This is a genomic window from Streptococcus catagoni (assembly GCF_011421425.1).
Taxonomy (GTDB): domain Bacteria; phylum Bacillota; class Bacilli; order Lactobacillales; family Streptococcaceae; genus Streptococcus; species Streptococcus catagoni.
This window is the reverse complement of the sequence record NZ_WPCW01000001.1, coordinates 573,426-597,784: the sequence shown is the minus strand read 5'-3', so window position 1 is coordinate 597,784 and position 24,359 is coordinate 573,426. Positions and strand designations below refer to the sequence as shown.

The 24,359-nt window shown below is 36.9% G+C and carries 21 protein-coding genes and 1 pseudogene; 21 read left to right on the top strand and 1 reads right to left on the bottom strand.

All coding sequences use genetic code 11. The annotated features are described in order from the left end of the window. Positions 1-37 precede the first annotated feature (37 nt). The 19 genes and pseudogenes from HBN42_RS02825 to HBN42_RS02740 all read left to right on the top strand — a co-directional run bounded on the left by HBN42_RS02825 (position 38) and on the right by HBN42_RS02740 (position 19,696). Positions 38-844: an HAD family hydrolase gene (locus tag HBN42_RS02825; protein WP_165993516.1), complete on the top strand. Its 807-nt coding sequence runs from the start codon at positions 38-40 to the stop codon at positions 842-844. Between the two features lie 45 nt (positions 845-889). Next, positions 890-2,680, top strand: coding sequence for a glycoside hydrolase family 3 protein (locus tag HBN42_RS02820; RefSeq protein WP_165993514.1), 1,791 nt, complete (start codon positions 890-892; stop codon positions 2,678-2,680). A 27-nt stretch (positions 2,681-2,707) separates the two neighbouring features. Continuing rightward, a complete protein-coding gene (locus HBN42_RS02815) occupies positions 2,708-4,432 on the top strand; it encodes a glycoside hydrolase family 3 protein (RefSeq protein ID WP_165993512.1) in 1,725 nt (574 codons plus the stop codon). A gap of 473 nt (positions 4,433-4,905) precedes the next feature. Further along, on the top strand, positions 4,906-5,457 hold the full coding sequence (locus tag HBN42_RS02810; RefSeq protein ID WP_165993510.1) for a GNAT family N-acetyltransferase: 552 nt from the start codon (positions 4,906-4,908) through the stop codon (positions 5,455-5,457). Further along, positions 5,450-6,733, top strand: a complete 1,284-nt coding sequence (spxR, locus tag HBN42_RS02805; protein ID WP_165993508.1) for a CBS-HotDog domain-containing transcription factor SpxR — start codon at positions 5,450-5,452, stop codon at positions 6,731-6,733. The genes HBN42_RS02810 and spxR overlap by 8 nt, the downstream gene beginning before the upstream one ends. Before the next feature lie 21 nt (positions 6,734-6,754). Further along, positions 6,755-7,615, top strand: coding sequence for a methionyl aminopeptidase (locus HBN42_RS02800; protein ID WP_165993506.1), 861 nt, complete (start codon positions 6,755-6,757; stop codon positions 7,613-7,615). A 2-nt stretch (positions 7,616-7,617) separates the two neighbouring features. Beyond that, complete coding sequence (locus HBN42_RS02795; protein ID WP_165993504.1) at positions 7,618-8,553, top strand: YihY/virulence factor BrkB family protein; 936 nt, start codon at positions 7,618-7,620, stop codon at positions 8,551-8,553. Between the two features lie 89 nt (positions 8,554-8,642). Next, positions 8,643-9,926: a 3-phosphoshikimate 1-carboxyvinyltransferase gene (gene aroA / locus HBN42_RS02790; protein WP_165993502.1), complete on the top strand. Its 1,284-nt coding sequence runs from the start codon at positions 8,643-8,645 to the stop codon at positions 9,924-9,926. Then, positions 9,919-10,410 carry a shikimate kinase gene (locus HBN42_RS02785; protein ID WP_165993501.1) on the top strand — a complete coding sequence of 164 codons (492 nt, stop codon included), beginning with the start codon at positions 9,919-9,921 and terminating at the stop codon, positions 10,408-10,410. The genes aroA and HBN42_RS02785 overlap by 8 nt, the downstream gene beginning before the upstream one ends. Positions 10,411-10,590: 180 nt before the next feature. After that, entirely contained in the window at positions 10,591-12,009 is a 1,419-nt protein-coding gene (locus HBN42_RS02780; RefSeq protein WP_165993499.1) for an LCP family protein, read from the top strand. Positions 12,010-12,085: 76 nt separating this feature from the next. Continuing rightward, complete coding sequence (gene rlmD, locus HBN42_RS02775; protein WP_165993496.1) at positions 12,086-13,444, top strand: 23S rRNA (uracil(1939)-C(5))-methyltransferase RlmD; 1,359 nt, start codon at positions 12,086-12,088, stop codon at positions 13,442-13,444. A gap of 138 nt (positions 13,445-13,582) precedes the next feature. Beyond that, positions 13,583-13,654, top strand: a pseudogene (locus HBN42_RS10285) (cysteine-rich KTR domain-containing protein); the annotation flags it as partial. A 255-nt stretch (positions 13,655-13,909) separates the two neighbouring features. After that, positions 13,910-14,539 carry a hypothetical protein gene (locus tag HBN42_RS02765; protein WP_165993495.1) on the top strand — a complete coding sequence of 210 codons (630 nt, stop codon included), beginning with the start codon at positions 13,910-13,912 and terminating at the stop codon, positions 14,537-14,539. Beyond that, positions 14,520-15,035 (top strand): HNH endonuclease, encoded by a 516-nt coding sequence (locus HBN42_RS02760; protein WP_165993493.1) that lies wholly within the window; start codon positions 14,520-14,522, stop codon positions 15,033-15,035. The genes HBN42_RS02765 and HBN42_RS02760 overlap by 20 nt, the downstream gene beginning before the upstream one ends. A 524-nt stretch (positions 15,036-15,559) precedes the next feature. After that, positions 15,560-15,901, top strand: coding sequence for an MBL fold metallo-hydrolase (locus tag HBN42_RS09975; protein WP_328804319.1), 342 nt, complete (start codon positions 15,560-15,562; stop codon positions 15,899-15,901). A gap of 54 nt (positions 15,902-15,955) precedes the next feature. Beyond that, positions 15,956-16,201 carry a hypothetical protein gene (locus HBN42_RS09970; RefSeq protein ID WP_207927370.1) on the top strand — a complete coding sequence of 82 codons (246 nt, stop codon included), beginning with the start codon at positions 15,956-15,958 and terminating at the stop codon, positions 16,199-16,201. A 287-nt stretch (positions 16,202-16,488) separates the two neighbouring features. Next, positions 16,489-17,523 carry a S66 family peptidase gene (locus HBN42_RS02750; protein ID WP_165993491.1) on the top strand — a complete coding sequence of 345 codons (1,035 nt, stop codon included), beginning with the start codon at positions 16,489-16,491 and terminating at the stop codon, positions 17,521-17,523. 865 nt (positions 17,524-18,388) lie between these two features. After that, positions 18,389-18,736 carry a CPBP family intramembrane glutamic endopeptidase gene (locus HBN42_RS10280; RefSeq protein ID WP_165993489.1) on the top strand — a complete coding sequence of 116 codons (348 nt, stop codon included), beginning with the start codon at positions 18,389-18,391 and terminating at the stop codon, positions 18,734-18,736. Positions 18,737-18,826: 90 nt separating this feature from the next. Continuing rightward, entirely contained in the window at positions 18,827-19,696 is an 870-nt protein-coding gene (locus HBN42_RS02740) for a CPBP family intramembrane glutamic endopeptidase (protein ID WP_165993487.1), read from the top strand. Between the two features lie 64 nt (positions 19,697-19,760). Here the strand turns inward: HBN42_RS02740 and HBN42_RS02735 are convergent, their stop codons facing one another. Further along, positions 19,761-21,470 carry a catalase gene (locus HBN42_RS02735; protein WP_165993485.1) on the bottom strand — a complete coding sequence of 570 codons (1,710 nt, stop codon included), beginning with the start codon at positions 21,468-21,470 and terminating at the stop codon, positions 19,761-19,763. Positions 21,471-21,823: 353 nt separating this feature from the next. Between HBN42_RS02735 and HBN42_RS09965 the strand changes: the two genes are divergently transcribed. Together HBN42_RS09965 and HBN42_RS09960 are read left to right on the top strand one after the other, a co-directional pair. Further along, positions 21,824-23,200 carry a cation-translocating P-type ATPase gene (locus HBN42_RS09965; RefSeq protein ID WP_207927371.1) on the top strand — a complete coding sequence of 459 codons (1,377 nt, stop codon included), beginning with the start codon at positions 21,824-21,826 and terminating at the stop codon, positions 23,198-23,200. Positions 23,201-23,212: 12 nt separating this feature from the next. Then, the gene (locus tag HBN42_RS09960; protein WP_207927372.1) at positions 23,213-24,355 is read left to right on the top strand and encodes an HAD-IC family P-type ATPase; all 1,143 of its coding nucleotides are present in this window, start codon (positions 23,213-23,215) and stop codon (positions 24,353-24,355) included. Positions 24,356-24,359: the final 4 nt, after the last annotated feature.

The window sequence follows — 24,359 nt, the reverse complement described above, 5'->3', positions numbered from 1 at the left end:
AATCATCAGATGATTTATGCTTTGAATGGAGGTACTCATGACAAATAAAAGTGAAGAATTTGTCTTTTGCGTTGATTCAGATGGCTGTGCCATGGATACAATGACTTATAAACATCAGCTCTTTTTTGGACCAATCGCAGCTGACATTTTTGAGGTGGATAAGCGTGACCAGTTCTTAAAAGAATGGGAAAAGGTCAATCTCTATTCCCGTACACGTGGGGTTAACCGTTTTGTGGGTCTCCTTATGGGACTGACCTATGCGGGACTTTCCAATATTGATAAGCTAAAGAACTGGGTAGAAGACACTAGCTCCCTATCAAACCTTTCTCTAGAAGAGGAAATTAATAAGGTAGGAAGTGATGATCTTAAAAAGGCTCTGATTTGGTCAAATGAAGTCAACCGACAAATTAAGGCCTATGAGGGAGATGCCTTAGCATTTCCAGGTGCTTTAAAAGGTTTAGAAGAATTACATAAACTAGGTAAAGTCTATGTGGTAAGCTCTGCCAATAAAGAGGCTGTTGAAGAAGAATGGCAAGACCAAGGTCTGATCAACCATATTGATGACCTTTATTGTCAGGATCGTGGTAAGAAGGAAGCCGTGATTGCAGCTCTTATTAAAGAAGGCTATCAAAAAGATAAGATTCTAATGGTTGGTGACTCACCAGGAGATTTAGAGGCTGCTCAGCAAAATGGCGTTGCTTTTTATCCTATTTTAGTAGGAAATGAAGCTAAGTCTTGGACAGAACTCAGTGAAAAGGTGGCGCATTCCTTTATTGATGGTAAATTAGGAAAAAGTCAACAAGAAACTTTAATTGACCTTTTCTGGGAAAACCTTGATAAATAGTAAGTCTAGAAAATCTAACCTGTCAGAAAATGGAAAGGACAAATAATGACACATTTAGTTGATTTGAAAAAGAAACCTTATATGCTTGATCAAGAAGCCATTAATTGGGTGGAAGATACCATTAAAGGAATGACCTTAGAAGAAAAGATTGGACAACTTTTTGTTAATATGGGGTCAAGCCGTACCGAAGAATACTTGACTCAGGTCTTAACAGACTACAACATTTCAGCTGTTCGCTACAATAAAGGACCTGCCTCAGAAATTTGGGAGCAAAACTACATTTTGCAAACCAAATCTAAGATTCCTCTTCTTATAGCAGCAAACACTGAAGCTGGTGGAGATGGTGCAGTGACTGACGGTACTAAGGTTGGTGACGAAATTAAAGTTGCTGCCACAAATGATCCTAAGTATGCCTATGAAATGGGACGTATTGCAGGACTTGAAGCTGCTGCTGTTGGCTGCAATGCTTCTTTTGCACCTATTGTTGATTTAACAAAAAATTGGCGCAATCCAATTATTGCAAGCCGTAACTGGGGAGCAAATGTTGATCAGGTGATTAACTTATCTAAGGAATACATGAGAGGCATAATGGAATATAATATCATGCCATTTGCCAAACATTTCCCTGGTGATGGGATTGATGAACGTGACCACCATTTATCTTTTGCCTCAAATCCTATGACTAAAGAGGAGTGGATGGCTAGCTTTGGTCGTATTTATGGAGACTTGTCTGAAGCAGGGCTTCCAGGAATTATGGCTGGACACATTCATTTACCAAATGTAGAAAAAGAAATGCATCCAGAACGTGAATTAGATGACATGCTTCCTGCCTCTCTTAATAAAACCCTATTGGATGAATTGCTAAGAGGTGAATTAGGCTATAATGGTGCTATCGTTACTGATGCTTCACACATGGTAGCCATGACAGCTTCAATGCCTAGAAGAGAAATGTTGCCAACAGCTATTGAAGCAGGCTGTGACCTCTTCTTATTCTTTAATGATCCTGATGAAGACTTGCAATGGATGAAAGAAGGTTATGAAAATGGTATTCTATCGGATGAACGTTTACACGATGCCCTACGTCGGACTCTTGGACTCAAAGCACGCCTAGGCTTACACAAGTTTGAAGGGCGCAGAGAAGGGATCTTATTGCCAAAAGAAGAAGCTATGGCATTGATTAATACAGAAGAATCCCAAAGGATTGCTGATGAGGTTGCTGATAAGTCTATTACCTTGGTGAAAGATAGGCAAAAAGATCTTTTCCCAATTAAGCCTGACCGTTATAAAAGGATTTTGCTGGTTGATGTAGAAGGTCATAAGGGCGGTTTTGGTGCCATGATTGCTGGTAAAAAGAAACGTGCTTCAGATATCGTTAAAAAGCTCCTTGAAGAAAGAGGACACCAGGTAAGTATCTGGGAATCAACTGAAGAACGGATTATGAAATTACCTGAAGATGAACGCGGTGAAGCTATTGCTAACGTTTATGCCCAAAAACAACCAATTGCTAATCTGACAGATCATTTTGATTTAATTATCAACCTTGTAGATGTCAACTCAGGAGGAACGGTACAGCGTATAGTTTGGCCGGCAGCAAAAGGAACCCCAGATCAACCTTTCTATGTACATGAAGTACCTTCTATTGTTGTTTCAGTTCAACACGCCTTTGCTCTAGCTGATATGCCTCAGACAGGGACTTACATCAATGCTTATGATGGGAAAGAAAATACCATGACCTTCCTTGTAGAAAAGCTTGCTGGAGAATCAGAATTTACGGGTGTTTCACCAGTTGATGCTTACTGTGGCCTAATTGATACCCATATTTGGCGCCAAAGATAAGTATTTTACTAAATGAAAGGAAAGACAATGCCAAAACTTGTTGATTTAAAAGCAAAACCTTATCAACTTACTGATAGTCAAGTGTCCTGGGTGGAGAAGACCTTAGCTGGCTTATCAGTTGAAGAAAAGATTGGTCAGCTCTTTATCAATTTATTCTTTTTTGGAGAAGATGCTTTCTCAGGAAATCATTTGACCAATAAGGAAATTTTAGAGAAATATCATATCGGCGGAGCCCGTTATATGAATGGAAGCCCTGAGCAGGTTCAAGGTTTACTGAATGACTTACAAGAAAATTCCAAAGTGCCGCTTCTAATAGCAGCTAATTGTGATTCTGGTGGTGACGGAGCTGTTAAGGGAGGAACTTATATTGCCTCAGGTGCCCAATCCGAGGCTAGCCGTGATACTTGGGTTCCCTATCATGCAGGTTTGGTATCTGCGCGTGAGGCAACTGCCTTAGGGGTTAATGTCAATTTTGACCCTTGTGTTGATATTCTCCAAAATTGGCGAAATACTATTGTTAATACCCGTGCTTATGGAACCAATGCTGAGGATGTCATTACTTATTCTAATGCCTATCTTGATGGTCTGACCTCTGAAAGAAATATTATACAATGTATCAAACATTTCCCAGGAGATGGTACAGAAGAGCGTGATCAACATTTAGTGCTTGGTGTCAATGAAATGCAGCCAGAAGAGTGGGAAAAGAGCTTCGGTCGTGTTTACCGTAATCATATTGATCGTGGGGTCGAAATGATTATGGCTGGGCACATTGCTTTACCTTACTATCAACAAGTCTTAAATCCACAGTTGAAAGATGAGGACATCTTACCAGCTACGCTATCTCCGGAACTTATCAATAATCTCCTAAAAACCACTCTAAATTTCAATGGACTTGTTATCACTGATGCCTCCCATATGTTGGGGATGACCTCAGCCATGCGTCGGGAGGACTATGTTCCTCAAGCAATTGCTGCTGGTTGTGATATGTTTTTATTCTTCAATAATATGGAAGAAGATTTCCATTTCATGTTGAAAGGATATGAGAAAGGGATCATCTCAGAGGAACGTTTAAATGATGCTGTGCGCCGGATCCTAGGATTAAAAGCCAAGCTCAATTTGCATGAAAAACAAGCTAAAGGTACCCTATTAAAAAACAAAGAAGAATTAGAAATCATTGGCTGTAAGGAACATTTAATTTGGCAAAAAGAAGCTGCACAGCGCAGTATGACCTTGTTAAAAGATAGCCAAGAGAATCTACCAATTAGTCCCAGAACCCATAAGCGCATCCGTCTCTACTACTTAGAAGGGGAAAAAGACGGTATTCAGTCAGCCAACAATCGGGTCATTGAAGATATCAAATCGGCCTTAGAAAGACGAGGCTATGAGGTTGATATTAATGATGGAAGTACTCGAGTAAAGGGGGAAACCCTCAAGTATCGTGAGCAGGTTGATCTGGCTTTAACAATCGCAAATGTTATTGGTTATGGTGCTCAAAATAATTATCGTATCCAGTGGAAGACAGCCATGTCAAATGAGGTTCCTTGGTATGTTCATGAGGTTCCAACCGTTTTTGTCTCTCTCAACTATACGACTCATCTTCATGATGTGACAATGGTCAAAACGGCTATTAATGCCTACCACCATAATAAAAATACCATCGAAAGCTTATTGGATTGCTTAGAAGGTAAGACAGTCTTTGCTGGTCAGGCCAACGACCTAGTTTGGGCTAATAAATGGCAGGCTAAACTGTAAAAAAGAAAAAGAGGTTAGAAAGGAAATTCTAATCTCTGAGAATGTAGATAAAGTGATGATTCTCTTGATCATCACTTTTTAGTTGATTATGTCTCAGAGAAATCTTATGACAGGAAAAAAGATAGGCGAACGAAGTGAGCCCCTAAAGATAGTTTTCGCCGTGGTGTTAGTAGCTGAAAAGATCTTTAATTTTTAGTTACAGGGAAGCTTTGAGATCTGGGGCTCAAAGCTTAGGCATGGAATTTCGAACGAAAATCGTTGCTGTCCCCACCACCTAAGAAAAGTATCAAAAAAGTAAAGACAATAACTTTATCTACACTATGAAAGAGATTAGGAAGGTAATTCTAATCTCTTTTTAAGCTTCTTTAGACTGGTCTGAATTAATACAGATCTCATAAAAACATAAACTGTTATAGTAAAAGGTATAATAATTTGTTATAATATTGTCGAACTAGGCAATTAAAGGGGAGATAATGGATTTTTGGACCCAATTAGCACGTTATTCTTTTTATGAACTTGAAGATTACACACTTCGGCCACTGAATTATGGAGACGCTGCTGATTTTTATCATATTTCTGCAGATAAAGACCACTTGGAATTTATTTTTCCAAGGACTCCCAGTAAAGAGGAAAGTGATTATCTCTTTGTCCATGCCTTTTTAAAAAATCCTCTTGGCAGCTGGGCCATTTGTGATAAGAAAATTGGCAAGATGATTGGAGTGATCCGTTTTGAGAAGATCCAACTATCCCAATTTAGTGCTGAAATTGCTTATTTTCTAAAGTATGAGTTTAGAAATAAGGGATTAATGACAGAAGTTGTGAAGAATATTGTTTTTTTAGCTTTTACTGAGTTTGATTTAAAAGAATTAAATATTATAACACACTTGGAAAATAAGGCTAGCCAAAGAGTCGCTAAAAAGGCTGGCTTTCAGCTCAAAAAACAGTTTAAAGGGAGTGATAGGTATAGTCATAAGATGCGAGACTATTTACTCTATCAACTAAAAGTAGGTAAGAATCATGAGTAAACATCAGGAAATTTTAGATTATTTAGAAAATCTAGCAATTGGCAAAAGAGTCAGTGTACGGAGCATCTCTAACCATTTAGGAGTAAGTGATGGAACTGCTTATAGAGCCATAAAAGAAGCTGAAAACCGTGGTATTGTAGAGACAAAACCGCGCAGCGGAACTGTTAGAGTTGAAAAAAAATCTAAAGTAAGAATTGATAAACTGACCTACACAGAAATTTCTAGAATATCAGATTCAACCGTCGTAGCTGGAGCAGCTGGACTGGGACATGAGTTTAGTAAGTTTTCTATCGGTGCTATGACAGAAAAAAATATCAGACGCTACTTGGTTAAAGGTGGCTTGTTGATAGTCGGAGACCGTGAAGAAATTCAACTTTTAGCCTTGGAAAATCATAATGCTATTTTAGTAACAGGTGGCTTTCCAATTTCTAACAAGGTTATTTTCACAGCAAATAGATTGGGTATTCCAGTTATGGTAACCCACTATGATACCTTTACTGTGGCAACTCTGATTAACCATGCTCTGCTAAATTTTAGAATCAAAACGGATTTAAAAACAGTTAAACAGATTATGATCCCTACTGAGGACTATGGTTTTTTGTATGAAAACAGTAGCATAAGTGACTTTAACCTCCTGATTAAAAAGACAAAGCAGGTAAGATTCCCTGTACTAGATAAGAACCAAGCTATCGTTGGTGTTGTTAGTATGAGAGATGTTGTGGATAAAAACCTTAGGCTACCATTACATCAGGTTATGACTAAAAATCCTATTATAGCTAATCCTAATACTAGTTTGGCCAATATCAGTCAAAAAATGATCTTTGAAGATTTAAATATGCTTCCTGTGCTTGATGAAGAGCAAAAGTTAATTGGTGTCATCACCAGAAGATTAGTAATGGAAAACCTTCAAAGTAACCAGAATATCAGTCGAAATACTTATAGTGAACAAATTCTTTCGGATCTTGAAGAAACCAATCATCTTTTCCATCTGCTAGTGGAACCAAGTATGATTGACAATACAGGTAATCTGGCACACGGTGTCATCTCAGAAGTTCTAAAAGAAATTAGTTTCAAAGTATTCTCAAGAAAATATCAAAAGAATATCATAATTGAACAAATGATGATATACTTTTTACACGCTGCACAAATTGATGATTTACTACGCATAGTTCCCAAGGTTATTATTGAAAATAGAAGAAGTGGAACACTTGATTTTGAGATCTATGTTGAAGAGCAAATTATCGCTAAGGCAATTATAACAAGCAAAATTACTTAGAATATTAAGGAGAATAAATTAATGATAACATTGAAATCTGAACGTGAAATTGAAGCAATGGATAGAGCAGGTGATTTTCTTGCCAGTATTCATATAGGCTTACGTCAGATTATCCAGCCTGGTGTTGATATGTGGGAGGTTGAAGAGTATGTGCGCAAACGTTGTAAGGAAGAAAATGTCCTTCCTCTACAAATTGGTGTAGATGGTCAATTGATGGATTATCCCTATGCAACCTGTTGTGCCCTTAATGATGAAGTAGCCCATGCCTTTCCAAGACACTATATGCTTCAAGACGGTGACTTACTAAAGGTTGATATGGTCTTAAGTGAACCTTTGGATAAGAAGATCGTCGATGTCTCAAAGTTAGATTTTAATAATACCCAAGAACTTAAAAAATTAACAGAATCTTATTCTGGTGGCTTGGCTGATTCATGCTGGGCCTATGCTGTAGGTCAGCCTTCTGAGGAAGTGAAAAATCTGATGGCTGTTACCAAGGAGGCTATGTACTTAGGCATTGAACAAGCACAAGTAGGTAACCGTATCGGAGATATTGGTGCTGCTATTCAAGAATATGCTGAGAGCCGTGGTTATGGGGTTGTTAGGGATTTAGTTGGCCATGGTGTTGGTCCAACCATGCATGAAGAACCAATGGTACCAAACTATGGTAAGGCTGGACGAGGCTTAAGACTAAAAGAGGGGATGGTTTTGACCATTGAACCAATGATCAATACTGGTACCTGGGAAATTGATACTGATATGAAAACAGGATGGGCACATAAGACCCTGGATGGTGGTCTATCTTGCCAGTATGAACATCAGTTCGTGATTACAAAAGATGGCCCAGTTATTTTAACTAGCCAGGGAGAAGAGAGAACCTATTAACTATGGAAAAGAAAAGTTTTATAAAAAGGATCATTGCTAAATGGCAGTATGAACCTGTTCAAGCTTTTATGAAACATTTTACAAGTGCTGAGATGGATTTATCCTCCATTGCAGTTGCTTATTATCTGATTTTAACAGTCTTTCCACTGATTATTATTGCTGCAAATATTTTTCCTTATTTAAATATTGATATTACAGACTTACTAAGTCTAATGAGACAAAATTTACCTAAGGATATTTATCAGCCAGCCTCCAGAGTTGTTAGCAATATCTTTTCTAAGCCTGCTGGTGGCATCTTGGGAGTTGCTTCTATAGCGGGGCTTTGGACAATGTCAAAATCCTTGACTTCCTTGCAAAAGGCTATTAATAAAGCTTACGGTGCCTCACAACACAGAGATTTTCTGGTGGGGCATGTTGTGGGCTTACTAATTAGTGTCTTCATTTTATTCTTACTGACCTTTGTTCTGATCTTTTCAACCTTTTCAAAAGCAGCTATACAGCTCTTGGATCATCACTATCATTTAAGTGATAATATTACATCTGTCTTTCTCCTTTTAATTCAACCAGCGACCGCGCTGATTATATTCTTAGGGATTATGATGCTGTATTTTATCTTGCCAAATGTTAAGATTCATAAGTTGAGGTATATTCTACCTGGCTCATTCTTTACAGCCTTTGTGATGACATTCTTGAGTAATATGATTGCAAATTATGTTGTTCATAATGTGGAAAAAATGGTCGATATTAAGGCCTTTGGATCTATCATGATCTTCATTATCATGTTATGGTTTATTTTCCTGGCTAGAATTTTGATTTTAGGAGCTGTTTTTAATGCGACCTATCAGGAAATTGACCAAGGAAAGCTTGAAGGACGCCGAGGCGATGTGGCTTCCATCATTCAAAAAACCTTTGGAAAACAGACTAATGATAAAAAATGACTTTATCTCTCTGAGATGAAGTTTTTTTAATGAGCTAGAAGTTAAAATGAGTTTATGGTAGAATAAAACAGATTGAAAAAGGAGTAAGGATGCAACTTTTAACTGATGCCAAGGCTTTGAAAGGGAAGATAAGAATTCCAGGTGATAAGTCTATAAGTCACCGAGCTATTATTTTTGGATCTTTAGCTGAAGGTCGGACAGAAGTCCAAGGTCTACTGGAAAGTCAAGATGTGAAAGCTACCATCAATGCCTTTAGATCTTTAGGTGTTGATATCAAAAAATCAGATGGTAAAATCTTGATTTATGGGAAGGGACCAAAATTTAAAGAACCCAAAGAAGCTATTTTAGATATGGGCAATTCTGGAACTTCAATGCGATTGATTGCAGGGGTCTTATCAGCTCAAGATATGAGTCTAAGAATGATTGGAGATCCAAGTTTATCAAGACGGCCCATGGATCGTATTGCTATCCCCTTGAACTTAATGGGGGCAAAGATTGAAGGTCAGGGGGACAGGTGCTTGCCAGCCTTACAGATCCAAGGTAATAAATGCTTGAAGCCGATCAGCTATCACTTGCCTGTTGCTTCAGCCCAAGTAAAGTCCGCAATCTTACTTGCTGCCTTGCAAACAAAGGGTGAAACGACGATCTTTGAAAAGGAAATTACTAGAAACCACACCGAGGACATGATCAAGCAATTTGGCGGACAGATTAGTCAGGTAGGCAAAGAAATTCGTCTGCTTGGACCTCAAAGATTGTCAGGTCAAAAGCTACTTATTCCAGGTGATATTTCCAGTGCAGCCTTTTGGATTGTTGCTGCTCTGATCATTCCTAATTCAGAACTTGTTTTAGAAAATGTTGGTATCAATCAAACAAGGACAGGCATTTTGGATGTGGTCAGGGAAATGGGGGGGCAAATCACTTATTCCAAGGTCGACGAAGTTAATAAATCGGCTACCTTAAGGGTATCTTATTCTAACTTGCATGGCATTAACATCAGTGGGGAGATTATTCCCAGATTGATTGATGAATTGCCAATAATTGCCTTATTGGCCAGCCAAGCCAAGGGTCGGACAGTTATCAGTGATGCAAAAGAACTAAGATTGAAGGAAACAGATCGCATAAAAACGGTGACCCGTATTTTGCGTGCAATGGGTGTTCACATTCAAGCAAAAGAAGACGGTATGATTATTGACGGTGGCAGTGAGCTAAAGGCTGCTTCTATAGATTGCCAATTAGATCATCGTATTGGCATGATGACTGCCATAGCAGCCTTATTAGTCAAAGATGACCACGTAAACTTAGAGGGAGCTGAAGCTATTCAAACAAGTTACCCGGAATTTTTTAAAGATTTAGAAAGAGTATATTATGACTAAAGTGCTTTTAGGATTTATGGGAGCAGGAAAAACAACCATTGGTTCTTACCTGGATGATAAATTTTTAGATATGGATATCATCATTGAAGAAAGAATAGGCATGTCCATAGCCGACTTTTTTGTCCATCAGGGAGAAGCTGCCTTTCGAGAAATCGAATCTTCTCTTTTAGAGGAATTGATGGCAAAAGGTGGAGATACCATCATCTCTACTGGTGGTGGCGTTGTTATTAGTGAAACCAATCGGGCTCTATTACGAAAAAATAGGAAAAATAATATTCTTTTATCAGCTTCTTTTGAAGTATTATATGAAAGGATAAAAAATGATAAGGTTTTTCAAAGACCCCTTTTTCTTAATAATTCAAAGGAAGATTTTCATGGGATATTTGAAAGACGTATGACCTTGTATGAGGGCTTATCTGATTTAATTATTAATGTTGACAACAGGACGCCAGAAGAAATCGTGAGAATTATTAATAGCATCTAAACCCTGTCCCAAACATGTAGGATATAAAAATGCTGGAATAAGTCATTTGTTTTAAAATTTAGGGCTTTTTTGGTAAAATCTCAAACTATTGGAAGACAAGAGGTCTATTATAGGTTATAATGGAAATGTTGAATTTAAATCAGAAATCTCGAAATTGGACAATTTAAAGTTGGATATGATATGGCAAAAGACAAAAATAGTGGATTAAACCACCACGAAGAATTAAGATATTTTTACTTATTGAGGAATCTTGCTTACCTTAGTGACAATGAAAAAATGGAATACCGTTATTTAAAGTCAAAAATGGAAGCAGATCCAAAGCCCAGAAAAGATCAGCGAACTTCTGATCCTTACCATCAAAGTTATAGTGGACAAAATTTTGACAATCATTTTGTGGAAGAGTATCCGCAAGACAACGACTATCAAGAAAGCTATGGGGACTTGCCGCTCTATCCTAGTAGTCAACCTTTATCAAGGAGATCAAAGAGGAAGAAGCGTAGAATTGAACCTGAACAAACTGCCTTTGTCAATAATAGTTCAGAAATCTTTGAAGAAGATAGCCCAACTTTACCTGAAAAAAAACCTAGGAAGAAGCGTAAAAGAAGTGTAAAAAAAGTATTGAAGTTCCTTGGATTCTTACTTCTTCTTGTATTTATGGGAATTGTCTTTATGTTTGTCAAGGGGATGTTTGATGCTTCAGGTAATAATAAAAATTACCAACCTGCAGTTAAAGAAAAATTTAATGGAACAGACACTACAGACGGGACTAATATCCTCGTATTGGGATCTGATAAACGTGTAACACAAAATGCGACAGATGCTCGGACTGATACCATCATGGTTGTAAATGTTGGCAATAAAGATAAAAAAATTAAAATGGTTAGCTTTATGAGAGATACCCTCGTTAATATACCTGGTTACAGCTATGATAATTATAATTACGATCTGAAGCTCAATAGTTCCTTTAATTTAGGTGAACAAGAAAATGGGCAAGGAGCAGAGCTTGTTCGTAAGACCCTAAAACACAATTTTGATATTGATATCAAATATTATATGATGGTCGATTTTGAAACCTTTGCCTCAGCCATTGATTCTCTTTTTCCAAATGGTGTAAAGATTGATGCGAAATTTGCGACCATAAGTGGTCAAGCAGTCGATTCTGTTGAAGTTCCTGATGATTTACGCATGAAAGATGGAGTAGTTCCAAACCAGACCATTAAAGTTGGTGAGCAACAGATGAATGGAAGAACCTTGCTAAATTATGCACGCTTCCGTAAAGATGATGATGGTGATTATGGTCGGACAGTTAGACAGCAGCAGGTTATGGCTGAAATCATGTCGCAAATTAAAAATCCAAGCAAATTATTCACGGGTTCGGCGGCTATTGGTAAGGTTTACGCCCTAACCTCAACCAATGTTTCTTTTCCTTTTATAGCCCAAAATGGTTTTTCCATCCTCACTGGCGGCAAGGGAGTAGATCATGTTACCATTCCTGAAAATGGAGACTGGGTTGATGAGTATGATCGCTATGGGGGACAAGCCTTGCATATTGATTTTGATAAATACCAGAAATCTCTTAAAAAAATGGGGCTGCGTTAAAATATGTTATAATGAAGAGTGACTTTGGTTACTCTTTTTTTATAGGGCAATGGTGGTCAACAGAAAAGGAAGTATTATGTTAAGAAAAAATGATATTGTTGAAGTAACTATTAGTGATTTAAGTTATGATGGGGCTGGTGTTGTTAAACACGATGGATTTGTCTTCTTTGTTGAGAATGCTCTGCCAGATGAAAAGATTAGGATGCGCGTGCTAAAGGTTAACAAAAAGATTGGCTTTGGTAAAGTGGAAGAGTGGTTAAGTAAGTCACAACACCGTAATGATGACTTAGACACAGCTTATTTGCGGACTGGTATTGCTGATCTTGGGCACCTAGCCTATGCAGAACAATTAAAATTTAAGGCCAAGCAAGTCAAAGACAATCTCTATAAAATAGCTGGGATTTCTGATGTTGAGGTAAGGCCAACCTTGGGGATGGAATATCCTTATGCCTATCGTAATAAGGCACAAATTCCAGTGCGCCGTGTCAATGGCAAAGTAGAGACTGGTTTTTTCAGAAGGAACTCTCATGATTTGTTACCTATCTCTGACTACCTTATTCAGGATAAGGAAATGGATCGTCTGATTAGTTTTACCCGTGATTTGTTGGCACGTTTTGAAGTTAGTCCTTATGATGAAAAAGAAAAAACAGGTTTGATCAAAAATCTTGTTGTTCGCCGTGGTAAATCTTCTGGGGAAATGATGCTGATTTTTGTCACAACACGGCCAAAGGTCTTCCGTGTGGATCAGATAATTGCTAAAATCACAGAAGCCTTTCCAGCAGTCCTTTCTATTATTCAAAATATTAATGATCAACCTGGCAATGCCATTTTTGGAAAAGAATTCCGAACCCTATATGGTAAAGATAGCATTACAGATACAATGCTTGGCAATTCTTATGAAATTTCTGCCCAATCTTTTTATCAAGTGAATACAGAAATGGCAGAGAAATTGTATCAGACAGCCATTGATTTCTCTGAACTAGGCAAAGATGATATCGTTATTGATGCTTATTCTGGTATTGGTACAATTGCTTTGTCCTTTGCCAAGAATGTTAAGAAAGTATATGGCGTTGAGATTATTGAACAAGCTGTGGCAGACGCACGAAAGAATGCTGAGCGTAATGGTATTACTAACGCACAGTTTGTGAGCGATACAGCAGAAGCAGCTATGGAAAAATGGTCTAAAGAAGGGATTAAACCAAGTGTTATCATAGTTGATCCACCAAGAAAAGGCCTAACAGAAAGCTTTATCAAAGCTAGTGTGGCCATGTCTCCAGAAAAAATCACCTACGTCTCATGCAATCCAGCAACCATGGCGCGTGACATCAAACTCTATCAAGAATTAGGCTATGAACTTAAAAAAGTACAGCCGGTGGATCTATTTCCGCAAACGCACCATATAGAATGTGTGAGTTTACTTGAAAAGAAAGCATAAATAGTGTGCGACTTGCTTTTCAGTTGGTAGGTAAGTCGCTAAAAGAATGTCAAATATAGTGATTACAGAAACCATTAATGAGTTATAAACTGCTAGCATGCTTTTTTAAAATGAGCTGATTTAAACTGATTAGAGAAAAGTTGGATTTTATGTCCAATATGTGGCAGAAAGGCTCGTGCGAAAATAGCAGAGCCGATAGTAGAAGTCTAAAACTTCCACTATCGGCTCTTTATGATTTATTAAGATGATTTTTTAGTTAATTATATAGAGGTAGAAGGAAGCAAATGAAATTGCGTTCAATGAAAGCATATACTAATTTATTCAGGTTTTGAACATAATTTTTTAGTAATTTTACAGTAAAATAAATAGTTTAAAAATAGAAATAAATATTTTTAATAAAGTGATATACTAAACTTATCATTAGATCATCTAAAGATAAATAAGCTAAATGCAGGGAGGTATAAAATGAATCAAGATAATCTGTCTTGGGAAGAGGTCTATCAGTTATGGAAAACGGCTACTTTTCATCTTGGAAGAGATTTTAATATCAAGGTGAAAAAAATAGAGTTTCCATTTACGTCTTCAGAATTTTGCATCAAAGGTTACGATTGGATTGAAATTTCTAGTTATGAGAGAAGAATTCAGTTTATAACAGAAAAACCAACAGCATTTTTGCTAAATGCAGAAAGTTTAAATAAAGGAACTCTACATACTTTAGAATTATTAGATGAATTTAAAGATAATCCTGAAATATCTGCAGCAATTTGGTTGGCTTCTTTTGCCGAAGATATTATGGCTCATTATTCGAACTGTTATTCTTTTGCATCAGCTAGAGTATTGAGTCAAATTTTACTTGTTGCAGGGTTAAAAATTAGAGAGAAAAGCTACTATTGGCACCATGCTATGAAGAAGTTACAACCAGAAATATTTTTTAGTCCTGATTTCGTCCAGAAGGCGCCCATACATGATTTAGAATTTTTTGTAGAAATGGCCACCCTTCAAGCTACTTTGACTATGAGCAAATATAAAGCTGTTTACTATGAGTCTTATGATCCTTCTGAAGTGAGAGAATGTAATGAAAAAACGAACAAATAAAACAAGTGCTCAAGATATAGTTGATTATTGGTCACTTAGGATTGATGAATCAAACCTAAGTGTGGACTGGTCAGAAGCTTCTGAAAGATGTTGGCGGTGTGCTCATAAGACTAAACTTCAGCGTTGCCACATTATCCCCCATGCAAGTGGCGGTGAGGATTCTCCGTCTAATTTAGTTTTACTTTGTAAAAGATGTCATCTTGAAAATCCCAATGTTACTGATCCAGAAATTATGTGGGACTGGTTGAAGGCTTATAAAGTAACATTTTATGATACTTTCTGGATTGTCCAGGGACTTGAGGAGTATGAAAAAATCTACGGTTACTCTTTTTTGGAAAAAGCGAAAGAACTTGGTTTAACAAACTTGGATGATTTTAAGGCAGTTCTTGCTTCAAAAATGAAAGGTAGTATCCGTCATTTTGGAGAACCCCATCTAAATAAGGCAACAGTTGCAGGTACTCTTCAAATGATTTATAAGGAATTAAATAAAGAATAAGACGTTAAAACTGATATAAGTAAATGTATTAAAAAAATAAACTTACGACAACAGATGTAACTTACAAGAAATCCAATGTATAGTGAGTGGATGGTTGATATTTTTAATAGGGATAGTCCTTTTAAGGCACAATTTTTGACTGTTACTTGTTATCCCAATTAAGTGGCTTAGATTAAGTTTTGTTCATAGTAATACTGAGAAGAATTGGCTTAAAGGTATTCATGGAGATGAAAATGAAAAGTACTGCAAAAATGTGAATCGCTTGATTCCTATAAGAAAATAAGGTAAGTGAGAAAGAGAAAGTGAAGTTTTATGTCAAAAAAAGAATCTAAAAATCAAGAAAAAAGTTATGTCTTTCTTGTTTCGAGGGAAGGAAATATTTAAGCTTTTAAATACAGGTTTTATTGATGAAAGAGTAAGCTGTATTAGAGAGTATATTGCTAATATTTACTTTTATACAAAGGACGGTCATACTATTATGATTGATGCTGGATATAATTATGATAGACTTGCGGAAAAGATGAATTGAATTAATAGATATAAAAGAAATTTTGATTACGCACCAAGATACAGATCATGTCGGAGCTATTGAAAAAGGTAGTGATGGATTATTTAGTGAATCAAAAATATATATTGGAAGAATCGAAAATGAGTATTTAGAAGGTCGCAAACGGCGTAAAGTTTTTTGGGGATTACATAAATTACCCCAAGTATATATCAGCAATGAAAAAGTCTTAATTGATGATGGTCAAGTCTTTTATATTGGGAATATTAAGATAGAAGCATTTCTTGTACCAGGGCATACTTGGGGACACCGCGTATATCTGATTGATGATACTTATTTATTTACAGGGGACACGATTTAGTTTGGAGCAGACGATGGCTATGCATTTTTAAATATTCTTGCAGAAGATAAAAAGTTGCAAATTAGCTCACTCAAAAAGCTAGAAGAAATACTTAGGAAGAGGAACCTCAAATTAAAAATTATTACAGGACATACTGGTTGGACGGATGACATAGACTTTACTTTTGCTCATACAGATGAAATTTGCAATGCATTAAGGCGAAAACCTAAAGTCCATGATCCAAAAGCACCATATGATGGCTATGATGAAATAGACGATATAGAAGAAAAAGCAACCCATGGTTTTTTGGATATGTGTTAGAAGTATATATTTGATTTATGGAGAAAAATTAAATGAGCATGTATGATTTGGGTATATAGAAAGAAAACATAATGCTTTTTATACATCCGATGCTTGTATCAGAAGATGCGATGGAAGCATGCATCCCAATATGTATATTAGGATCTGGGAAGATGATGGGCATTGCGAAAGAATGTTAAGAGAGCTAGAAACGTATACCAAAATATTACTGTCCCAGTGGGCGTAGGAATAAAAATTTAATAGTTTAAACTTATGAAGATTTAAAGCGATAGAAAAGGAAGTGGATTATGACAATTCATAAAATAGGGATAGTCAGCTTATCAAGTGGAATTATGGGTGAAGATGTTATTAAACATGAACTCACTATTGGTATTGATAGGTTAAAAGAATATGATATTGAAGTGGAGTTTTTGCCTAATGCACTGAAGGGACTTGATTATATAAAGGCTCATCCTGAAAGTAGAGCCGAAGATTTGCTAGCTGCCTTCAAAGATGATTCTATTGATATGATCTTATGTGCCATTGGTGGTGAAGATACCTATAGGTTATTACCTTATTTGTTTGAGAATAATGCCTTAAAAAATGCTGTCAAACAGAAGATTTTTCTAGGTTTTTCTGATACAACAATGAATCACTTGATGTTACATAAAGTAGGAATAAAAACTTTTTACGGTCAAGCATTCTTGCCAGATATCTGTGAGCTTTCTAATGAAATATTACCCTATACAAAGACTTATTTTGAAGAATTAATTCAAACAGGAAGAATAAAAGAAGTGCGTCCCAGCTCTGTTTGGTATCAAGAAAGAGAAGACTTTAGTGATAAAGCTGTTGGTCTTACTATGAAGAGTTACCCCAATCTTGGTTTTGAATTAATTAGAGGAAATCCTGTTTTTGAAGGACAAATATTAGGAGGTTGCTTAGAGTCCATTTATGACATTTTTGATAATTCTAGATTTGAAGACACCGTCTCTCTATGCCAGAAATATCAGCTATTTCCAAAGCTCGATAATTGGAGGCATAAGATTCTACTGCTTGAAACTAGCGAAGAAAAGCCAGGCCCAGAAGAATATAGAAAAATGATCAGGGCATTAAAGAAATTTGGAATATTTGATGTCATATCGGGGCTTTTAGTAGGAAAACCTCAGAATGAAACCTACTATGATGAATATAAGAAGATTTTATTAGAAGAAATTTCAAATAAGAGTTTATCTATCGTTTATAACCTAAATGTTGGCCATGCGACACCTAGATCTATTATTCCATTTGGAGTTGATGCCAAAGTAGATGTAACAGACCAAGTCATTAGTTTTGATTATAAGTAGGAAAAACCATTGATAGCCTGAAAATATCTGTTTTGGGGAATGCTCACAGAAAACAGTAGGTGCAAAACAGTGTCAAGTAGATCTATAAAGATAGAATCTTACTTATTTTCAAAGAAAAAATTGTCATAAACATATGAAAAGCTAAAAGAAAGTCCGGTCTGAGAAAAAGATTCTCAGGCTCTATTTTTTATTGATATTAGTCATGGTTAGGTATATAAGTTTGGCAATAAATGCTATTAAATGTGTTTAAGAACCAGTGAACCATCAGTGGAAAAAGAAATTAAGCAAGAAAGAATATAGCTTTTTGAAAGGCTAAATATCAAACTTTTTTTGAAATAACTTGATTTCGTATTATTATAATAGTATAATTTTTTTGTTTACAACTTATCATTAAAGAATAATATATTAAAAATGAGGTTTTTCCAAGTAAGAAAGGACAGGTTTATCTTTCAGAGTGAAGAAGGATATAGTATGAAGGAAGAAGTTTTGGAAAGATTTTAAAGACGTTCTCAGTTTAGATTATAATAGTATCGAACCTATCAGTGATAAAAAATCCAGCCTTTTATTTGTTCAATCTGTTTTATTAGCTCTTCTTATCATACCTGGAACAGCAGCCATAGACATGTATTTTAAGAAATATTATTTTGCTATGACAGTTGGAATACTGTTTCCCATTATTGGCTTTTACTTAATCTACAAGTGAAAACTTAAACTGTTTCATAAAGAAGCAGTGACATTTAATCAGATCCATTTAGTGGTTCATTCTTATTTATGGATTACCTTTATAGATCCTATTTTAAAACATTTCAATAAGGGTACGACGGTAAACTAGGCCTTAGTAGAAAAAGCAGTTAACAACTATCCTTTGTGCTTAAGTTTAATCACTAATGCTGTCATCCCAGCCCTACTAGAGGAACCGATTTTTAGAGGATTTTTATTAAAAGGAGTATTTCGAAATCACTATTGGTTAGGCCTTTTTGTCACGTCTCTTGGATTTGCCCTAATACACAGTCCTTCAAATATCATTGAGCTGATTTTATATGGTTATTCAGGCCTTATATTTGGCTGGTTGTACTTAAAAACTGATCGTTTGGATTGGTCATTTTATTACATTTTACCAACAATAGCCTGGCTCTTTTATTCTCAAAATGATAAGTTTCCATCAGTTAAAGCCCTAATGTCACTTTCGAAGCTTTGTTTAAAGGCCACTTGAGGTCTTCTGTGGCTAATAATCTGAGATATTCTAGTAATTGGAACTAAACTTTAAAATTGTTATATGATCAAAAAGATAAGGAGTTTCTTAATGGAAGAAAAAATCACAGCAGTGAAAAAACAATGGCGTGATAATATTATTTGGATAATAATAGCAGGGTCTCTGGTGATGTTTGGTGGGGATTTACTGGCTATGTTTGTGATACCAGAAGTTCATGAAAGTCAATCCTACTTATTTACATTGATGGCATATATGGAATTTTTACCAACCTGGGTTTCTGTTTTGATTGCGATTTTTTGTTTTGAAAAAAATCGTTATATGAAAGATACCATCATGATGAACAGTAAAGGCAATACTCTTTCCTTTTTACTTTTTGGTTTTCTTCTAGGCTTTTTACTAAATGGTCTATGTGCCTTAATAGCAGGGCTTCATGGTGATATTCAATTAAAATTTCTGTCCTTTGATTTCCTTCCTGTATTAGGTTTATTTATTGCTGTATTTGTTCAATCTTCAGCAGAAGAAGTCTTGTGTAGAGGATTTATCTATCAAAGACTCTTACATGCCAATGAAAAGCCTATTTGGGCTGTCCTACTTAATTCTTTGTTTTTTGCAGTTATTCACTTGGCAAATGATGGTATTAGTTTTTTAGCTTTCTATGATTTGCTTATGACAGGAATTTTCTTTTCCCTTGTGGTTTATTATTTTGATAGCTTATGGATGGCAATGGCGATTCATACAAGCTGGAATTTTACACAGAGCATACTCTTAGGTCTGCCAAATAGCGGAGAAAGTTTCCCCTATTCTATTTTCCAGTTAAATGCTAACAATACTCATGCCAGCTTTGCATATAATACTGCCTTTGGACTAGAAGGTACCATCTTATCTGCAGTCCTAATGACTATTTCTTGCATAGTGCTATATGTTTGGAAAAATAAAGAGAAAAAACTGCTTACCTATTAGAACTTATGTAAATTTTAAAAGAGGCTTGTTAAAGCCTCTTTTTACTATGATGGTACTTACTTTTTTACAGAAGATAAGGGTCGTCTTCCCATGAGCTTAGTGATTTTGGATCAGCTGCATTAGTGTCACGGCCTTCTGCTGGAAGGTCTCGTGCTGATTCTGGATCTGCTGGCATGGTTGGCTCTTGTAAGTCAGCATTTCGTGCGTTGTCACGGTCATTTTCTTCTCTTGTCTTGTGTTCCATTGGGGTCAAATCAATATCATCAAGCTTAAGTCCCAATGCTTTAGCAACCCCTTTACCATATTCAGGATCAGCTTGATAGCAGTGGTTTATATGGCGATACTTGATTTGAAGAGTTGAGTCGGCCATATTACGTGCCGTGTTTTCAAAGAGAACCAGTTTTTGTTCATCAGTCATGGCATTAAAGAGTTTGCCAGGTTGGGTGAAGTAGTCGTGATCATCTTCACGGAAATCATAGGCAAAGATCTGTCCTCCTTCTTGCATAGGCTCCTTCATTTCTGGGTGATCTTTCCAGTTGCCATAGGAATTTGGGGCATAGTGAAGCTCAGAGCCTAGGTTGCCATCTACGCGAACTTGTCCGTCACGATGGAAGGGATGGTAGTGTTCAACACCTCTTGGATAGTTGACTGGAATTTGATGGTGATTAACTCCTAAACGATAACGATGAGCATCTGGATAGGCCATTAGACGTGCCTGCAACATTTTGTCTGGGGAAAAACCAATACCAGGGACAATATTTGCTGGTGAGAAGGCTGCTTGTTCAACATCAGCAAAGTAATTTTCTGGATTTCTGTTTAATTCAAATTCTCCTACTTCAATCAGTGGGAAATCTTCTTTGTACCAGACTTTTGTCAGATCAAAAGGATTATAAGGCAATTGTTTAGCTTCATCCTCAGTCATCACTTGAATATACATCTTCCATTTTGGATACATTCCTTTTTCAATTGCTTCATACAAATCGCGTTGCGAAGCTTCACGGTCTTTAGCAACTACCATTTCAGCTTCTTGATCAGTATAGTTTTGAATTCCTTGTTGGGATCTGAAGAAGAATTTAACCCAGACACGTTTATTTTGAGCATTAATTAAAGAATAGGCATGTGAAGAAAAGCCATGCATATAACGAAAAGATGAAGGAATACCTCGGTCAGACATGACAATGGTGACTTGGTGCAGAGCTTCTGGTAATGAAGTCCAAAAGTCCCAGTTGGTATTGGCAGAACGCATATTGGTTCTTGGATCACGTTTCACAGCATGGTTAAGGTCAATAAAGTGTTTACCATCTCTGAAGAAAAAGACGGGTGTATTGTTACCAACCATGTCCCAGTTGCCTTCTTCAGTATAGAATTTAAGGGCAAAGCCGCGAATATCACGCTCTGTATCAGCGGCACCGCGTTCACCAGCTACTGTGGAGAAGCGGGCAAACATTTCAGTTTTTTTACCAAGTTTTGAGAAGATTTTTGCCTTGGAATACTGGCTAATATCATTGGTGACAGTGAAGGTACCAAAAGCACCAGAGCCCTTGGCATGCATACGTCGTTCAGGGATGATTTCACGATTAAATTGGGCTAGTTTTTCTTGCAACCAGACATCCTGTAACATGGCTGGCCCACGTTTACCAGCTGTCATGGTATCATTATTATCATAGACAGGTCTGCCGGCAGCAGTTGACATGCCAGGATCATTTCCAACATTTTTGTTTTGAGAACTTAGGTTTTCACCTAGACCATTTTTTTCTCTTGGATCATAGTTCATAATAGATTCCTCCTATAATTAAGCTACCATAACATTGGTTTTACCTTAAATTTTTACCCCTTCATTATAGCACTAAGTAAGCGGTTACACTAAAGAAAAGCATTGCTACTTTTAGCTCATTTCCTCTTATTACTTAGTAATGGTGGTCATAGAGCGTCTCTTAAAAGCTTTTGAAGCTTTCAGTGAAAACATAGCTTATTTTTTTAATGTCAGGCTCAGAGTATCTGCGTCAATGTCTGTCCTAGCAAGCAGGATAAGACGTGCGCAAGTCTTCTTTTCTTTGCTTTTTTTCGTTGCTATTAGTCCCTTTAAGATTTATAATGAAAAAAAGATTGACTGTGGTGAGGCTTATTATGAAAGAATTTTGGCAATATAATCCTGAAGAACTACTGGAAAAAACGAAAAGTCAAAAGGATGGCTTATCTACAGCTGAAGCTGAAAGACGTTTTAATGAACATGGAGACAATAGTTTGCATAAAGATAAGTCTCTGTCGCCTTTTTTACTCTTTATGAGACAATTGAAAAATCCTGTGACCATTATTCTTATCTTTGCTGCTCTGGTCTCTTTTTTTGTAGGGGATACCACCGAGTCAGCCATCATTATCCTTATTATTCTCCTATCAGCTTTTTTAAGTTTTCGTCAAGAATATACGGCGGATCGTTCAGTGGAGGAGCTTCTGAAATTAGTCAGTGTCTCTGTTGAGGTACGTCGTGATGGCAAAGTTCAAAAAGTCGATACAAAAAGACTAACTGTGGGAGATATTATCACGTTATCAGCAGGGGATCTGATTCCATCAGACTGTGCTCTTATTGAAGGCAATCAGCTTTTTCTAGATGAATCTACTCTAACTGGGGAAACCTTTCCTGTGGAGAAGGTTCCTGGCAAAGCTGCTGCCACAACGCCCTTGGCTGCTAGGAAAAACGCACTTTGGATGGGGACACATGTTGTGTCAGGTCAAGGCTTGGCCCTGGTTCTTAATCTTGCTAAAGACACAGAGTTTGGGAAAATCACAAGGGCTCTCAATAAAAGGAGCAAGTCCTCAGACTTTGATCTTGGAATTCAAAAGTTTGGTTTTCTTTTGGTGAGGATCACCTCCTTAATGATTGGATTTATTTTTCTTCTCAATATCCTTCTACATAAACCTGTCTTTGACTCATTTATGTTTGCTTTGGCTCTGGCTGTTGGGCTAACACCTCAAATGTTACCGGCAATTATCTCTATGAACCTGTCAAAGGGAGCAAAGAGAATGGCTGAGAAAAAGGTTATTGTTAAAAAGTTGCCAGCTGTTGAGAATTTTGGCTCCATGACCGTTCTTTGTTCTGATAAGACAGGAACCTTGACAGAAGGAGAAGTAAAGGTAGGTCAATACTTGAACTACCAAGGGCAAGTAGATTCTACAGTGGAAAGACTAGCCTATCTTAATGCCAAGCTGCAAAAAGGTTATAAGAACCCTATTGACTTAGCCATCCTGAAAAGCTCAACTATTGAGAGTGATCATGCTATTTCTCTGGGGGAAATTCCTTATTCTTTTCAAAATAAATACCTCTCTGTACTTGTTCAAAGACAGGTTGAATCTGCTTCAATCAAGGAACTTATTACAAAAGGAGCCTTTAGAGAGGTTCTGGCCTTATGTCAGGATATTAGACTAGCTGATGGAAGTTTACTTCCCATTGAATCTGTACGAGAAAATATAGATAGTGTCTTTGAAGAGCTTAGTCAGAAGGGCTAAAGAGTCCTTGCTGTGGCCGCTAAAAGATTAGAATCATCCAAAGAATTGACAGCAGAAGCTTCGACATTTTCTGGTTTTATTAGCTTGAAGGATCCCATAAAGGCAGATTTGGCAGACAACATAGCAGAGCTGAAAAAATTAGGAATTGCCTTAAAAATGATTACAGGTGATAATCACCTGATTGCTAGTAATATTGCCAATGAAATTGACTTAAAAACTAAGGAAATCCTCCTGGGACAAGAGATTGATAGCTACTCACCAAGCCAATTAGTGCAGCGCATTAGTGATGTTGACGTTTTTGCAGAAGTCAGTCCCAATCAAAAGGAAAAAATTATCAGAGCCTTTAAATCATCTGGAGAGGTTGTGGGCTACATGGGTGATGGTATCAATGACGCCCCTTCTATTAAAGCCGCTGATGTTGGTATCTCTGTTAATACTGCAGCTGATACAGCCAAGGATGCAGCCTCAATTGTACTTTTAGAACAAGACTTGAGAGTACTGATAGATGGGGTTTTAGAGGGGCGTCGTATTTTTGCCAATACTTTGAAATATATTTTTATAGCAACGTCAGCTAATTTTGGCAATATGTTTTCCATGGCTGGCGCATCCTTATTTCTACCTTTTTTGCCCCTCTTACCTCAACAAATTTTAAGCATGAATTTGTTGACTGATTTTCCTGCCTTGCAGATGTCAACTGATAGTGTGGAAAAAGAATGGATCCTACAGCCAATGACCTGGAACATGCAGTTTATTCAACGTTTTATGATTGTTTTTGGACTAGTATCCACTATTTTTGATTATCTAACCTTCTATGTTTTATTAGCGATTTTTCATAGCAATGAACTTGCTTTTCAATCAGGTTGGTTTTTAGAATCTATTTTCTCAGCTACCATTGTCATGCTGATTGTGAGAAGCAATCGCTCCATCTTTCAAAGTAGGCCCAGCAAGGCTCTGGCAATGGCAGTGGGGATAATTCTTCTGGTCGTTTTGTTTATCATCTATACACCTGTGGGACATCTGATTGGTTTGCAGCCTGTTCCTTTAGAGCAGTTGGCTCTTTTCCTGCTTTTGGTCTTTCTGTATGCTCTGACAGCCGAGCTGGTCAAGCATTATTTCTATCATTCTCAAAGCTTTATGAAAGGGAAAAGAAGCTAGCTGT

Excerpts from the sequence above, each read along its gene's own strand:
- HBN42_RS02780 (WP_165993499.1), top strand. The coding sequence starts at position 10,591 with ATGGCAAAAGACAAAAATAGTGGATTAAACCACCACGAAGAATTAAGA.
- HBN42_RS02815 (WP_165993512.1), top strand. The coding sequence starts at position 2,708 with ATGCCAAAACTTGTTGATTTAAAAGCAAAACCTTATCAACTTACTGAT.
- HBN42_RS02795 (WP_165993504.1), top strand. The coding sequence starts at position 7,618 with ATGGAAAAGAAAAGTTTTATAAAAAGGATCATTGCTAAATGGCAGTAT.
- HBN42_RS02740 (WP_165993487.1), top strand. The coding sequence starts at position 18,827 with ATGGAAGAAAAAATCACAGCAGTGAAAAAACAATGGCGTGATAATATT.
- rlmD (WP_165993496.1), top strand. The coding sequence starts at position 12,086 with ATGTTAAGAAAAAATGATATTGTTGAAGTAACTATTAGTGATTTAAGT.
- HBN42_RS02750 (WP_165993491.1), top strand. The coding sequence starts at position 16,489 with ATGACAATTCATAAAATAGGGATAGTCAGCTTATCAAGTGGAATTATG.
- HBN42_RS02765 (WP_165993495.1), top strand. The coding sequence starts at position 13,910 with ATGAATCAAGATAATCTGTCTTGGGAAGAGGTCTATCAGTTATGGAAA.
- HBN42_RS02820 (WP_165993514.1), top strand. The coding sequence starts at position 890 with ATGACACATTTAGTTGATTTGAAAAAGAAACCTTATATGCTTGATCAA.
- HBN42_RS02800 (WP_165993506.1), top strand. The coding sequence starts at position 6,755 with ATGATAACATTGAAATCTGAACGTGAAATTGAAGCAATGGATAGAGCA.
- aroA (WP_165993502.1), top strand. The coding sequence starts at position 8,643 with ATGCAACTTTTAACTGATGCCAAGGCTTTGAAAGGGAAGATAAGAATT.
- HBN42_RS09965 (WP_207927371.1), top strand. The coding sequence starts at position 21,824 with ATGAAAGAATTTTGGCAATATAATCCTGAAGAACTACTGGAAAAAACG.
- HBN42_RS02785 (WP_165993501.1), top strand. The coding sequence starts at position 9,919 with ATGACTAAAGTGCTTTTAGGATTTATGGGAGCAGGAAAAACAACCATT.
- HBN42_RS02735 (WP_165993485.1), bottom strand. The coding sequence starts at position 21,470 with ATGAACTATGATCCAAGAGAAAAAAATGGTCTAGGTGAAAACCTAAGT.
- spxR (WP_165993508.1), top strand. The coding sequence starts at position 5,450 with ATGAGTAAACATCAGGAAATTTTAGATTATTTAGAAAATCTAGCAATT.
- HBN42_RS02810 (WP_165993510.1), top strand. The coding sequence starts at position 4,906 with ATGGATTTTTGGACCCAATTAGCACGTTATTCTTTTTATGAACTTGAA.
- HBN42_RS02760 (WP_165993493.1), top strand. The coding sequence starts at position 14,520 with ATGAAAAAACGAACAAATAAAACAAGTGCTCAAGATATAGTTGATTAT.
- HBN42_RS02825 (WP_165993516.1), top strand. The coding sequence starts at position 38 with ATGACAAATAAAAGTGAAGAATTTGTCTTTTGCGTTGATTCAGATGGC.